At 64.2% G+C, this 13,171-nt stretch carries 15 protein-coding genes and 1 riboswitch; of the genes, 6 read left to right on the top strand and 9 right to left on the bottom strand.

Going from position 1 to position 13,171, the window contains the following annotated elements; genetic code table 11:
• Positions 1 to 80: 80 nt before the first annotated feature.
• Positions 81 to 941: a LysR family transcriptional regulator gene (locus NDO48_RS02115; protein WP_018429683.1), complete on the bottom strand. Its 861-nt coding sequence runs from the start codon at positions 939 to 941 to the stop codon at positions 81 to 83.
• A 272-nt stretch (positions 942 to 1,213) separates the two neighbouring features.
• Here NDO48_RS02115 and NDO48_RS02110 point away from each other — a divergent pair, with 272 nt between their 5' ends.
• On the top strand, positions 1,214 to 2,155 hold the full coding sequence (locus NDO48_RS02110; protein ID WP_018429684.1) for a DMT family transporter: 942 nt from the start codon (positions 1,214 to 1,216) through the stop codon (positions 2,153 to 2,155).
• Here NDO48_RS02110 and NDO48_RS02105 read toward each other — a convergent pair.
• The 3 genes from NDO48_RS02105 to NDO48_RS02095 all read right to left on the bottom strand — a co-directional run bounded on the left by NDO48_RS02105 (position 2,125) and on the right by NDO48_RS02095 (position 3,784).
• Positions 2,125 to 2,523, bottom strand: a complete 399-nt coding sequence (locus NDO48_RS02105; RefSeq protein ID WP_018429685.1) for a response regulator — start codon at positions 2,521 to 2,523, stop codon at positions 2,125 to 2,127. The two genes, NDO48_RS02110 and NDO48_RS02105, sit on opposite strands and share 31 nt — an antisense overlap.
• A gap of 70 nt (positions 2,524 to 2,593) precedes the next feature.
• Positions 2,594 to 3,136 (bottom strand): hypoxanthine phosphoribosyltransferase, encoded by a 543-nt coding sequence (gene hpt, locus NDO48_RS02100; protein ID WP_018429686.1) that lies wholly within the window; start codon positions 3,134 to 3,136, stop codon positions 2,594 to 2,596.
• Between the two features lie 9 nt (positions 3,137 to 3,145).
• Entirely contained in the window at positions 3,146 to 3,784 is a 639-nt protein-coding gene (locus tag NDO48_RS02095; protein WP_018429687.1) for a hypothetical protein, read from the bottom strand.
• Between the two features lie 190 nt (positions 3,785 to 3,974).
• Here NDO48_RS02095 and ftsE point away from each other — a divergent pair, with 190 nt between their 5' ends.
• The 4 genes from ftsE to NDO48_RS02075 all read left to right on the top strand — a co-directional run bounded on the left by ftsE (position 3,975) and on the right by NDO48_RS02075 (position 7,339).
• Positions 3,975 to 4,634 (top strand): cell division ATP-binding protein FtsE, encoded by a 660-nt coding sequence (gene ftsE / locus NDO48_RS02090; RefSeq protein WP_018429688.1) that lies wholly within the window; start codon positions 3,975 to 3,977, stop codon positions 4,632 to 4,634.
• Positions 4,627 to 5,640 carry a cell division protein FtsX gene (locus NDO48_RS02085; protein ID WP_018429689.1) on the top strand — a complete coding sequence of 338 codons (1,014 nt, stop codon included), beginning with the start codon at positions 4,627 to 4,629 and terminating at the stop codon, positions 5,638 to 5,640. The genes ftsE and NDO48_RS02085 overlap by 8 nt, the downstream gene beginning before the upstream one ends.
• Before the next feature lie 95 nt (positions 5,641 to 5,735).
• Complete coding sequence (locus NDO48_RS02080; RefSeq protein ID WP_026227554.1) at positions 5,736 to 6,437, top strand: YdcF family protein; 702 nt, start codon at positions 5,736 to 5,738, stop codon at positions 6,435 to 6,437.
• A 110-nt stretch (positions 6,438 to 6,547) separates the two neighbouring features.
• Positions 6,548 to 7,339: a lysophospholipid acyltransferase family protein gene (locus tag NDO48_RS02075; protein ID WP_018429691.1), complete on the top strand. Its 792-nt coding sequence runs from the start codon at positions 6,548 to 6,550 to the stop codon at positions 7,337 to 7,339.
• Here the strand turns inward: NDO48_RS02075 and NDO48_RS02070 are convergent.
• From NDO48_RS02070 to NDO48_RS02060, 3 genes are all read right to left on the bottom strand, one after another.
• Positions 7,336 to 7,911, bottom strand: coding sequence for a demethoxyubiquinone hydroxylase family protein (locus NDO48_RS02070; RefSeq protein ID WP_018429692.1), 576 nt, complete (start codon positions 7,909 to 7,911; stop codon positions 7,336 to 7,338). The genes NDO48_RS02075 and NDO48_RS02070 overlap by 4 nt on opposite strands.
• A 20-nt stretch (positions 7,912 to 7,931) precedes the next feature.
• On the bottom strand, positions 7,932 to 9,029 hold the full coding sequence (locus NDO48_RS02065) for a bifunctional transcriptional activator/DNA repair enzyme AdaA (protein WP_018429693.1): 1,098 nt from the start codon (positions 9,027 to 9,029) through the stop codon (positions 7,932 to 7,934).
• A gap of 77 nt (positions 9,030 to 9,106) precedes the next feature.
• Complete coding sequence (locus NDO48_RS02060; RefSeq protein WP_018429694.1) at positions 9,107 to 9,628, bottom strand: gamma-glutamylcyclotransferase; 522 nt, start codon at positions 9,626 to 9,628, stop codon at positions 9,107 to 9,109.
• Positions 9,629 to 9,783: 155 nt separating this feature from the next.
• Here NDO48_RS02060 and NDO48_RS02055 point away from each other — a divergent pair, with 155 nt between their 5' ends.
• Positions 9,784 to 10,782 (top strand): DUF2125 domain-containing protein, encoded by a 999-nt coding sequence (locus NDO48_RS02055; protein WP_018429695.1) that lies wholly within the window; start codon positions 9,784 to 9,786, stop codon positions 10,780 to 10,782.
• An 89-nt stretch (positions 10,783 to 10,871) separates the two neighbouring features.
• Here the strand turns inward: NDO48_RS02055 and NDO48_RS02050 are convergent, their stop codons facing one another.
• Positions 10,872 to 11,807, bottom strand: a complete 936-nt coding sequence (locus NDO48_RS02050; protein ID WP_018429696.1) for a prephenate/arogenate dehydrogenase family protein — start codon at positions 11,805 to 11,807, stop codon at positions 10,872 to 10,874.
• A gap of 3 nt (positions 11,808 to 11,810) precedes the next feature.
• A complete protein-coding gene (gene hisC / locus NDO48_RS02045) occupies positions 11,811 to 12,923 on the bottom strand; it encodes a histidinol-phosphate transaminase (RefSeq protein WP_018429697.1) in 1,113 nt (370 codons plus the stop codon).
• 152 nt (positions 12,924 to 13,075) lie between these two features.
• A riboswitch (SAM riboswitch) is annotated at positions 13,076 to 13,153 on the top strand.
• Positions 13,154 to 13,171 lie beyond the last annotated feature (18 nt).

The raw sequence follows: 13,171 nt of genomic DNA, 5'->3' as shown, positions 1-13,171 counted from the left end.
GGTAAGAAGGGCATACTAGCACGCGGCTCCTGACATCATTTTGTCAGGATCAACGGCGGAGGATTCCATTGGGCCAGGAATCAGTGTCGCTGATGGAAAGCCTCGCGTATGGCATCGGCCATCACATCCACCGCCTCGCTGTTGGCGCGCGGATTGCGATGCATCACCACCCTGGCATTGTCGATCTGGCCGAAGCCGTCGACCTCGGTCAGTTCGCGACAATCTGATGTGATGCTGCTGCGCGACATGGGCGCCACCGCAAGCCCGGCGGTGACTGCGAGCGCCAGCCCGTTGGTGGTGTCGCTGGTGTAGGCGAAGCGGTAGTCGATGCCGCGTCGCTCGAGCGAGGCCAGCACATATTCCCGCGACCATCCCTGCCGGCTGTAGACAGCGATCGGCAGCGGCCGTTCGAGATGGATGTAATGGTGATGGGACGTCACCCACACGGTGGGATCGTGCATCAGCACCTCCGCACCCGAGGGGTCCTGCCATTCGAAAACCACAGCCAAATCAAGCTCTCCTGCAGAAAGTGCAGCGAGCTGCAGGGCCGAATAGCCGAACCGGACCGTGACCTCGACCTGGGCATGCCGCTTGGCAAAGGCCCCCAGTGCGCGCGACAGAACCGGCTGGCCATACTCCTCGGGAATGCCGATCCTGACCGGTCCACCGAGCGGCACGGCACGCATCGATAGCGCCGTCTCGTCGAGCAGCGAGACGATGCGGCGGGCATTGCCGACCAGGTCCATGCCCCTGGGTGTGAGCCTGACACCGCGCGCGCCGCGCTCGAACAGCACCTCGCCGACCATCTCCTCGAGCCGCTTGATCTGCATGCTGATTGCCGACTGGGTGCGCCCGACGGCTTCCGCCGCGCGGGTGAAATTGCCGGTCTCGGCCACCGCAAGGAAGGTGCGCAGAAGGTCGCTGTCGAGACGAACTGTCATGCCCCCGCACCCATCAGCCATCAGAATTTCGAATGACTGCCATCATCCCAATTCGTTTGCATCGTGTCAAACGGAGGCGGATAGTCGGATCACCCATTGGAAGGTGGCCGTCAGATGCGGCTACGGACTGGTAAGTACCGTCCTCACTTTCAACCCGCCGCGACTTTCACGGCGGGTTTTTTCTTGGGTGCGCGTACCGGCCTGATGGAGGCGGAGGCCGGTGGCACGCGACAGCGAATTCCGGCCGGCCGTTTCATTAGGCTCCACAGAACATGCAGAACAGAACGCTCGTCGGCATCCTCTGCCTCTGTCTCGGCGTGCTGGTGTTTTCGATCCAGGATGCCCTGATCAAAGCTGTCGCCGGCACCTATCCGGTCGGCGAGGCGCTGTTCATCCGCGCCATCGTGGCGCTGCCGATCCTGCTGGTGATCGTCCATCGCGATGTCGGCCTTGCAGCCCTTGCCTCGCCCAACTGGCGCTTCCTCGCGACGCGCTCGACAATCCTGTTCGTGTCCTATCTGGCCTACTACCTGGCGATCCCTGCCCTGCCGATCGCCGCAGCCGCTGCACTGTTCTTCATGGCGCCGCTGCTGATCATGACCATGGCCGGTCCCTATCTCGGCGAGCGCGTGCCGTGGCAAAGCCTGGCGGCCGGCGCCGTCGGCCTCGTCGGCGTCATAGTCATGGTCAATCCCGGCGCCGGCATCTTCGAGTGGGCAGCGCTGCTGTCGCTGGCTTCGGCCTGGCTCTACAGCTTCTCGCAGCTGATGGCGCGCAAGATCGGCGTGGTCGAAAGCGCCACAACCATGGCCTTCTACCAGAATGCCGCCTACCTGATCGGCGGCGTTGCGATCAGCGCGATTTTCGCCGTCACCGGCCTCCAGGGCAACGGCCACCCGAGCCTCGATTTCCTGATGCGGCCATGGCTGTGGCCGACCCTGCGCGACCTCATGATGATGGGCGCCTGCGGGGTCATCGCCGCCGTCGGCATGGTGCTGCTCGGGCAGGCCTATCGGCTGGCCCCAGCCAACAAGGCCGCGACCTTCGAATACAGCGGGTTGCTGTGGGCGCCGCTGTGGGGCTTCCTGTTCTTTGCCGAGATTCCCGGCACGGGCACGCTTGTCGGCGCGCTGCTGATCGTCGGCGCCGGCATCTTTGCGCTCAATGTCGGCGGAAAGGCGTCTCAGGCAGCGCCGGCGAACGCCACCGACTGATTCGTGCGCGTGAGCGCCAGCGAGACACGGTCGCGGATATCGGCGAGCGTGAATGGCTTCTGCACGACGTCGATGATGATGGCGTCGAGTTCCTCTGCCCGCTCGCGCTGGTCGGCATAGCCGGTCATCAGCAGGATCGGCAGGCCGGGGAATGCGTTGGCCGCGGCCTGCGCCATCTCGATGCCGTCCATCTCCGGCATGCGGATGTCGGAGACGACAAGATCGAAAGCGCCCTGTTCGGCATGGATGCATTCGAGCCCCTGCGCACCGTCGCAGGCGACATCGACTGTGTGGCCGGCGCGCTCAAGCGCGCGGGCTGCAAGGGTGCGAACGGACTCATCGTCCTCAACGATCAAAAGCTTTGCCATGGCGGCGATATTTGCCGCGACAGGTTGACGATTTCTGAAGGCCGGGCGTTTTTTGTCTGCAGACTCTGGATCAGTCCTCGCCCTTGACGACGCCGACGAAGGGCAATTCGCGGAAGGCGTGCGCGACATCCATGCCGTAACCGACGACAAAATAGTCGGGGCAATCGAAGCCGACATAATCGGCGTCGAGGTCGGTCTTGCGGCGCATGCGCTTGTCCAGCAGCACGGCGATCGAGCAGCTCTTGGCGCCGCGCGACATCATCAGCTCGCGGGCGAACTTCAGCGTCTTGCCCGATTCGAGGATGTCGTCGATGAGCAGCACGTCGCGACCGGCGACCTCGTTGTCGATGTCGCGCAGCACGCGGACTTCGCCGCTGGTGGTGCCGGCGCCGTAGCTGGAGATGAAGATGAACTCGACCTCGGGTGACAGGCCGACGTCGTGCATGGCGCGGATCAGGTCGGCGGCGAAGATGAACGAGCCCTTGAGCACCGAGATAACGAGCAGGTCGGTGTAGTCGTGCGCCGCAATGTCCTTGGCCAGCTCCAGATTGCGCCGTGCAATCGCCGAGGCGGAGAACAGCACTTCGATTTCCTTGTCGCGCACAACCGGCATGACGTCATCCTATTCCGAGAAAGCGACCGTGACGGTCTTTATCCCGTTAATAGGCACGTCGAGCCGGCTGGAAAAGTCCCATCTTGCCCCCGATGCGACGCGGGCGGCGGCTGTCCCCAGCCTGTAGCGTAGGATCTTGCCGTCATTGGTGGCGACCGAAATGTCGATCGGCGGCAGTTCAGCGGAGCTGGCTCCATCGTTGATGGCAGCGCCGTCAACAAGCAGCAACGGCTTACGGCCGGACGAATCGACCCGCGAACTGATCTCGACTATGCGCAGCAAACTGGCCTGCCCCGCAGCAGGAAAGGCCATGGCGCGCAGAGTGGCATGGCCGCCCGACACCCAAAAAGCCATTGCCGCCAATGAGATGCCGGCGAGCCAGAACGCCGGACCGGCATGTCCGGCACGGACGCGGCCCTGGCCAGGCGACGCGCGCAGCATGTCCATGCCGGTCGAAGATGGCGTCGTGTGCACGAAGTCGGCATGGGTTGCGGATGATTCGCCCAATAGCTGGCCCGGCACGATGGTCTCGAAATCGGCGTCGACGATATCGGCCGCAGCAGGCCTTGTCGGCTGGGCGGATGTGTCGCGGCCCTCGGCGGCCATGATTTCGCCGGAAACCGGGCGTGCTTTCCGCGCGTCAGCCATCGGACCCCTTAGACATTTCGCCCTGAGGGGGTAAACGGAAATGGTTAATGCTTCGCCACCAGGGTGCTTCGCGCCTCGAAACGGCTGGAGATTTTAACCATTCGTTAACCATGCGGACCCATGCTCGTTTCGTAGAAACGGGCAGCGAGGGTCCCGCAAATTCAACGGGATCGAGCAAGGTCTGCAGCACGTGATCCGCTTCGAAAATGTCGGCCTCAGATATGGAATGGGACCGGAGATCCTGCGTGATGTCTCCTTCCACATTCCCGAGCGCTCGTTCCAGTTCCTCAGCGGGCCATCAGGCGCCGGCAAGACGACGCTGCTCAGGCTGCTGTTTTTGTCGCTCAAGCCGACGCGCGGGCTGATCAACGTCTTCGGCAAGGATCGTTCGCGCATCACCCGCACCGAACTGCCGCTGCTGCGGCGGCGCATCGGCGTGGTGTTCCAGGATTTCCGTCTGCTCGACCACATGACCACCTACGAGAATGTGGCGCTGCCTTTGCGCGTGCGCGGGCGCGAGGAAGCCAGTTACCGCACCGACGTGGTCGAACTGCTCAAATGGGTCGGGCTCGGCGAGCGCATGCATGTGCTGCCGCCGGTGCTTTCGGGCGGCGAGAAGCAGCGCGCGGCCATCGCCCGGGCGCTGATCGAGCAGCCCGAAGTCCTGCTTGCCGACGAACCCACCGGCAATGTCGATCCGCCGCTGGCGCGCCGCCTGCTCAGGCTGTTCATCGAGCTCAACCGGCTCGGCACGGCCGTCGTGATCGCCACCCACGACCTGGCCCTGATGGACCAGGTCGATGCCCGGCGCATGATCCTCGCGGGTGGAAGGCTCGACATCTATGACTGAGCAGCACGCCGCCGATCTCGAACACGATCGGGAGCCAGAGGAAGACTTCGAAGACGAGTTCGAAGGGCAACCGCAGCCGCGCTTGCGGCGCAAGACCGCCCCCATCGTGCCGTCGCAGAACATTGCCGGGCGCGCGCTGGTTCTGGTCATCGCCATCATGACCTTCCTGTCCTGCCTGACGCTGGGCGCGGTCACGCTGGTGCGTGACACCGCATCTGTGTGGGAAAACCAGATCTCCCGCGAAGCGACGATCCAGATCAAGCCGGTTGACGGCCTCGACATGGAGGCGGCACTCGAGACCGCCGCGCGCATCGCCAGCGAATTCCCCGGCGTGCGCGGCACCAAGATCGTCGACCGCGATGCCACCGCACGCCTGCTCGAGCCGTGGCTGGGCAAGGGGCTGAACATCGACGAACTGCCCGTGCCGCGGCTGGTGATCGTCACCATCGACGAGAACAGCCCGCCCGACTTCCAGGCGATGCGCGACGCGATCACGCCCAAGGTGGCGACGGCGACGCTGGACGACCACCGCACCTGGGTCGACCGGCTGGTGGCGATGGCGCGCACCACCGTGACCATCGGCACCGGCGTGCTGGTGCTGATGCTGGCGGCAACCGTGCTTTCGGTAGTCTTTGCCACCCGCGGCGCCATGGCAGGCAACGGCCATATCATCGAGGTGCTGCATTTCGTCGGCGCAGAAGCACGGTTCATCGCCAGCGAGTTCCGCCGCCACTTCCTGCTGACCGGCATGAAAGGCGCGGCAGCAGGCGGCCTGGCCGCCGTCATTGTCTTCATCGTCTTTTCATGGTGGTCGTCGCGCAACCTGGCGACGCCCCAGGCCGACCAGGCGACAGCGCTGTTCGGCAATTTCGCCATCGGCGCCAACGGCTATCTCGGCGTCGTGCTGATCGTCGCCCTGATCGGCGCGCTGACGGCCGCAACGTCACATGTCACCGTCGTCACCTATCTCGACGAGATAGACAAGCATCAGCCGGACGGGCTTTAGGCAATGCTTGCGTCACACAACATGTCCAATCGTTACCTAATGTGTATGATACAGCGCTGCAAAAGCCGTATTTCCTGCTTAACCATGGTGACGTGATGGGACAGAACGCGCTCGCCGCATCGGGGACGGTTTCAGGAACGAGATTCTACCCAGCCGGGCGCAGCTCGCGCCGGAGAGTGATTTTTTTGCGCCGCACATTGTTCGTCCTTTTGCTTGCGGCTTTTGTCTTCATCGCCGGCTTTGCACTCTTTGCCACCCATGTCAGCGGCCTGACCACGCCAGCCAACCCGGCCAAGGCCGACGCCATCATCGTGCTGACCGGCGGCCAGTCGCGCATTGACGCGGCACTCAACCTTCTCAAGACCGGCAAGGGCGAACGCCTGCTGATCAGCGGCGTCCATCCCGCCGCAACGCGCCGCCAGCTGCAGCTCGCCACCGGAAGCGACAAGGCCCTGTTCAGCCGCGTCGACATCGACAGGGCCGCGCTCGACACCATCGGCAATGCCGAGGAAAGCGCCAAGTGGGTGGAAAGTCACGACTACGGCCGCGTGATCCTGGTCACCAACAACTACCACATGCCCCGCAGCCTGCTGGAAATGGGGCGCCTGCTGCGCCATGCCACGCTGCAGCCCTACCCTGTTGTCAATTCCAAGCTCGACGACGGCAGCTGGCTGACCAAGCCGAAAGCCTTCCGCGTGCTGTTCACCGAATACAACAAATACCTGCTTGCGCTCGCCCGCGGCATCCTGCCGGTGAAGCCGACGGCCGATGGCATTGACGTCGCCACCGCCGATTGACCGCCGCCCAACGCAACGGTTTAAGCAGGCAGCCGGCCAGCAGCCGTTTTCCTTTTTGGACGGCTTGGTGTAACCAACGGGCAAATTCCGTCCTCAGGCGCTCCCAGACAATGCTCTATATCCGTTCGCTGGCATTCAATTTCGTCTTCTATGTCAGCCTGGTGCTCCAGATGATCCTCTGGACGCCCTACTACTTCCTGTCGCCGCGTCATCGCGCCTGGCTCGTCCCCAAATTCTGGGCGCGCTCGAGCCTGTGGCTGCAGGAGAAGATCGCCGGCACCAGGAGTGAGGTCACGGGCGTCGAGAACCTGCCGGAAGGCTCGTTCATCCTGGCGCCCAAGCACCAGTCCTTCTGGGACGCCATCGCCTTCTTCCCCTACCTGCGCGACCCGCTCTACATCCTCAAGCGCGAGCTGATGTGGATCCCGCTCTTCGGCTGGTACATCGCCAAGATGAACATGATCCCGGTCAATCGCGGCAAGCGTTCGGCGGCCCTCAAGGCTGTGGTCGTTGCGACCCGCAGGGAGATGCAGAACGACCGCCAGCTGATCATCTATCCCGAGGGCACGCGCCGCGCGCCGGGCGACGAGCCGGCCTACAAATGGGGCATCGCCGAGCTTTACGCCGCCCTGAACATGCCTGTGGTTCCGGTTGCCCATGTCGCCGGCCTGTACTGGCCGCGGCGCAAGTTCCTGCGCTTTCCCGGCACCATCAAGGCACGCTTCCTGCCGCCGATCCCGGCGGGCCTGAGCAGGGAAGAATTCATGAAGCGGCTTGTCGAAGACACGGAAGCCGCCTGCGACGCATTCCTGATCGAAGCGGCAACCTCGGACAATCCGCCGCCAATGCCGCCCACCGCCGTCAAGCGGCTCAAGGAGCTGGGCGTAGAGGTCAAAAGCTAGCTGCTGGCCTCAAGCTCGCGCTTCATCCAGCTGGTATCGCCCCAGGTCGACAGCCAGATCATCAAACTGGTCGCCGCCGCAATCGCACCATAGGCCAGGGCGTAGGGCGGTCCCTTTGACGACCTGCGCTCGCGCGCGAGGTCCAGATGCGCAAGCTCTTCCTGCTGGATGGACAGGATCGCCACGTGCAGGCCTTCGTCGCGGTCTCGCAGGAAACGAAGCTGCTCTTCGAGATGCCGATGCACGGTGGCCTCGACAGCTTCCGTGCAGAGCCAGACCATCTGCGGCCCAAGCGCCGCGGTCACCAACCCCAGCACATAGCCGCCAAGCGACCAGAATTTCATGACGCGGCACGCTTGCGCGCCGCGTGCCGGCATGGCGTCGCTGAATATCCTTTCGTGAAGGATTTCGTCGGCACGCATCTTCTCAAGTTCCGGCAAGAGCTCGGGAAAGAACCGCCGAGCCATGGCAATCTGCGCGCCATAGATGTTGATCGCCCCGCGCTCACCGGCGTGGTTGACCTTGAGGATGCGCTGGATCGTAACCTTGTCAGTACCTGCAGGCAGCAGCATCGATGTCTTTCCGACCGACGTTACTTCCTTGATACCACCGATCCTGATGCTGCGACACAGGGCTGGCCAGCGGCCATCCGTCGCTCATGCTCCAGCAGCCAGCGCTTGCGCCACAGGCCGCCGCCATAACCTGTCAGGTCGCCGCTGACGCCAACCACGCGATGGCAGGGAATGACGACCGCGATCGGGTTGGCGCCGTTGGCACGACCGACGGCACGCACGGCAGCCGGGTTGCCGATCTCCGCGGCAAGGCCGGAATAGGTCGCCGAGGCGCCCGCCGGAATGCGGCGCAAGCCATCCCAGACCTGGCGCTCGAAGGCGGTGCCCTGCGGCGCCAGCCGCGTGGCGAATTCTGCCGAGTTACCGGCGAAGAAAGCACCAAGTTCGGCTTCGATCTGGTCGATCGGCCCTGCCCGCCCGAAGGCGATGGCCGAGCCGGTCGCGGCCTGCAGCTTGCGCACTTCAGTCGCCAGCGCCTTGCGCTCGAGGAATTCGAGAATGTGCAGCGCATGCTGGTCGGCAATGGCGATCATCGGGCCGATGGGGGTTTCGACCCAGTCTGCCTTGAGCATGGTCTTGCCGCGCAGCTTGGCCGGCGCCTCGCCGAGCAGGCGGGTCACTGCCGCGCGAAAACCGCTGCCGGATCCGAAACCAGCCTCGACCTGCGCATCGATGACGCTGTCGCCCGCGGTCAGCCGTTCCGCCGCCTGACCCAACCGGCGCAGCCTGGCCATCTCAAGGAAGCTCATGCCGAAGCGGCGTTTGAAGGCGCGGCGCACGGTCGATGCATCGAAACCCATGGCCAGAATGTCGGTTTCGAGCCAGCGCCGCTCCGGTTCGCGGTCGAGCGCGTCGAGAAGCGTGGCAACCAGCGGCTCGGGCGCGCCCGTGCCCATCATCGGCCGGCAGCGCTGGCACGGCCGGAAGCCCGCATGCAGGCATTCGGCCGTAGTGTCGAAGAAGCGAACGTTCTCGCGCTTGGGTTTGCGGGCGGCACAGGTGAGCCGGCAGAAGATGCCGGTCGACGTCACCCCGACAAAAGCGAGGCCGTCATAGCCGGGATCGCGTGCGATCAGCGCGTCGTAGAGCGTGTCGTCGGAAGGTCGTTGGAAAAGCATGGCCAATGCTTAGCGCGAGTCCGCAACGATGTGCCGCCGAAAAACAGGCGTTGATCTTGCCTCCTGACAAGAGGCCGTCATGAGCCGACGCGGCGCGCCACCTCTTCAAGCCAATGGTCGCGGATGCCAAGTGCCTTGAGATGCTCGACGGCGCTCGACACATAGTCTTCGTTGCGGCCGGACTGGCCGACGGCCCCTGAGACGATTTCGGCAGCATGGGCGGCGTCGAGGTTGCCCGCATATTGACGGTGCTTGCGATCGGCGATGTAGCAGACGGCAGGCACGCGCGCGCCGTCGCGGTCGAGCTGGATGGTGAACTCGCGCTCGAGATAGACGCTGGTCACCAGCTCGCGCGCCCTGAGATAGGCAATCACCTCGTCGCGCAGGTCACCGGGCACGCGGAACGCCATGCCGACGCAGGAGCCGCCACGGTCTAGACCGAGCACCAGTCCGGGCCGTTGCTCTGTACCGCGATGCACCCAGGAGCGGATGCACAGCGCCCGGCGAAAGCCCATCAGCCGAGCCCGGCGCGTCTCGACATGGGCGAAGCCCGGACGCCACATCAGCGAGCCATAGCCAAAAACCCAAAAATCGCCCATATCGCCAAGCCTGTTGGTGGTTCGCGGGTCTCCCGCGTTACAGCGACGCGCCTCCTACCGGACACGCAAAAGACGCTGTAACAATCTGAACACGCGCATGAGACCCTCGGAAATCGGTCCGATTTCAGGAACCATGCACTAACGAGAGCGTGAGTATGACGTCAAGCCAAGACCGGAAACCGAACTCCAGCCGCCGCTTCCTGTGGCTGACGCTGTTCATCGTCGTGCTGTTTGGCGGCTACAGCGCCGGCTGGTTCTGGCTCGCCGGCAAGGCCGAACGCGAGGTGCAGCAGCGCATCGCCGAGTTGAACCGGAACGGGGTGTCGGCCGATTGCGCCAACCCCACGGTCCGGGGCTTCCCCTTCCGCATCGGCCTGTTCTGCGACCGGGTGGAGTATGAGAATTCAGGGCTGCGCGTCTCGGCCAGCGCCGGTGCCTTCCGCACCGCAGCCCAAGTCTACCAGCCGATGCATTCGGTGCTCGAACTCGACGGCCCGCTGCGCGTGACCGCGCCCGACCTGCCGCAGCTCCAGTTCAACTGGGACCTGCTTCATGCCAGCGTGCGCGTGGCAAATCCCTTGCCGGAGCGCCTGTCGGTCGAGACGCGCAAGCTGTCCGGCCAGGCTTCGTTCATCGACGGCCCCGACATGCCGCTGTTCACCGCCGACGAAACGCAATTCCACCTGCGCCCCAACGGCATGGATATCGATCTCGCCGGCACTTTCACCGGCCTGCTGATCGACCCGGAGGCCCTGCACGGCCGCAAGCTGCCGTTGCTTGACGGCAGCGCCGACACCTCGCTTACCAATGGCATCAGCCTGCTCGGCGGAGGCCAGAAGAGCCTGCGCGGCCAGGCCGGCACGATCCGGTCGATGACGATTACCTCTGGCGGCAACACCGGGGCAGCGGTCACGGGTCCATGGTCGATCGGCGACGACGGCCTGCTCGACGCCAACCTGCGCGTCACCATCCAGAACCCGCGCGAGCTGTCGCGCATCCTCGCCGAGGTGATCCCTGAACAGAAGAAGCAGATCGAGACCGCGTTCGCAGGCCTGGCGCTTCTGGGCGACGCGCCGACCCTGCCGCTCAGAGTGACCAAGGGCCGGGCAATGCTGGGGTTCATTCCGCTCGGGATGCTGCCCGCGGTTCAATAGCTCCTGTCGAGCATTCCAGCGAGTAGCGAGGAAACCCAGCCTGGACGGCCAGGGCAAGTCGCTACTCGCCACTTTGCATTCCCTATTCGCTAGCTCTTAGCCGGGTGCTCGATGGCCTCGCGGCCGAAGTTCGGCACGTCGACTTCCTGACCGGCGTCGATGATCGAACGACGGATGGCGCGGGTGCGGGTGAACATCTCGAACAGCTTGTCGCCGTCGCCCCAGCGGATCGCCCGCTGCAGCGAGGCGAGGTCTTCCGAAAAGCGCGCCAGCATTTCGAGGATCGCGTCCTTGTTGTGCAGGCAGACGTCGCGCCACATGGTCGGGTCGGAAGCCGCGAGACGGGTGAAGTCGCGGAAGCCCGAAGCCGAATATTTGATGACTTCCGACTTGGTCACCGCCTCGAGATCATCGGCGGTGCCGACGATGTTGTACGCGATGATGTGCGGCAGGTGCGAGACGATGGCGAGCGTCATGTCGTGATGCTCGGGGTCCATGGTGTCGATGTTGGAGCCGCAGCGGCGCCAGAACTCCGACAGCTTCTCAAGCGCCACCGGATCGGTATCCGGAAGCGGCGTAAAGATGCACCAGCGGTTCTCGAACAGTTCGGCAAAGCCGGCGTCGGGGCCGGACTTCTCGGTACCGGCCAGCGGGTGGCCGGGGATGAAGTGCACGCCCGCGGGCACATGCGGGGCCATCTGGGCGATGACGGAGGCCTTGGTCGAGCCGACATCGGTGAGGATGGCACCCGGCTTCAGGGCTGTCGCAATATCGGCAGCCACGGCGCCGGACGAGCCCACCGGCACCGAGACGATGACGAGGTCTGCATCCTTCACCGCCGCCTTGGCGTCGGTCGAATAGCTGTCGCCAAGCCCGAGTTCCTCGGCGCGGGCAAGCGTCGACGCACTGCGGGTGGAGATGGCAATATGGCGGGCAAGCCCTTCGCGGCGAATGACGCGGGCCAGCGACGAGCCGATCAGGCCGATGCCCAGCAGGGCAATCTTGTCAAAGAGAGGTTCGGACATTTTTCAACTTCTCAGAAATTCGGTGAGGGCAACAACGACACCGCGATTTGCCTCTTCGGTGCCGACGGTCATGCGCAGCGCATTGGGGAAACCGTAGCCGGAGACCCTGCGCAGAATATAACCGCGCGCCAGAAGATAATCGTCGGCTGCAGCGGCCGAATGCTTGCCGTCCTCGGGGAAGTGAACCAGCAGGAAGTTGCCGACCGAAGGCGTGACGCGCAGGCCGAGCTTCTCGAACTCCGTGACCAGCCACTCTGCCCAGTGGGTGTTGTGGGCGACGGTGCGCTCGACATGGCCGCGGTCCTGGATCGCCGCCACGCCGGCCTCGATGGCCGCCGCATTGACGTTGAACGGGCCACGCATGCGCTCAAGCACGTCGATGACGTGCGACGGCGCATAGATCCAGCCGATGCGCATGCCGCCGAGGCCGTGGATCTTCGAGAACGTGCGCGTCATGACGACATTCTCGTTGGCCGCGACCAGTTCCACGCCCGCCTCGTAGTCGTTGCGGCGAACATATTCGGCATAGGCGGCATCGAGCACGAGCAGCACATTCTTCGGCAGCGCCGCATGCAGGCGACGCACCTCCTCGAACGGCAGGTAGGTGCCGGTCGGGTTGTTGGGGTTGGCGAGGAAGACGATCCTGGTGTTGGGCGTCAGCGCCGCGATGATGTTGTCGACGCTGGCCTTCTCGCCATCTTCCTTGGCAACGACGGGAATGGCGCCCGCTGCCTGGGTGTAGATCTTGTAGACCATGAAGCCATGCTCGGTGTAGACGGCTTCGTCGCCTGGCGAGAGATAGCTCTGCGCCAGCAGGCCCAGCACCTCGTCGGAGCCGTTCGTGCACAGGATGTTGGCAGGGTTGAGCCCATGGGTCGCCGCAATCGCCTGTCTCAGGCGTGACGCCGACCCGTCGGGATAATACTCCATCTTGCCGGCGAGCTTCTGTACCGCCTCGATGGCATGAGGCGACGCACCCAGCGGATTTTCGTTCGACGAGAGCTTATGGACCTTGGTAACGCCTGCGGGAGCCGCGCTCTTGCCGGGGACATAAGCTGCGATGTCCATGATGCCGGCGCGGGGTTCGGGGCGAATCTGCTCAGGTGCCTTGGTCATGTCGAAAATCCTGGATTGGCGCCTCCGGATGGAGGCCGCAGCGGAAATACCCCCCGTAACAGCCAATGTCGAGGAAAACCGGCGAAACTGGCCCGTCTGGCTGGACCATTGGGCCGCTGTTGACGCAATCGGCCACCGGGCGTAATAGCAGCGCATGGACCCGTGGTGATTTGGCCGGTCGGCTTGCAGCCACGTTAAACAAGTCGCTAAAGGGCCGTTTGCGATCCGTAAACCGGCTTTGCGACAGC

Origin of the sequence: Aminobacter sp. MET-1 (genome assembly GCF_026521175.1) — a bacterium.
Classification (GTDB): domain Bacteria; phylum Pseudomonadota; class Alphaproteobacteria; order Rhizobiales; family Rhizobiaceae; genus Aminobacter.
This window is presented reverse-complemented; position numbering and strand designations above follow the sequence as displayed.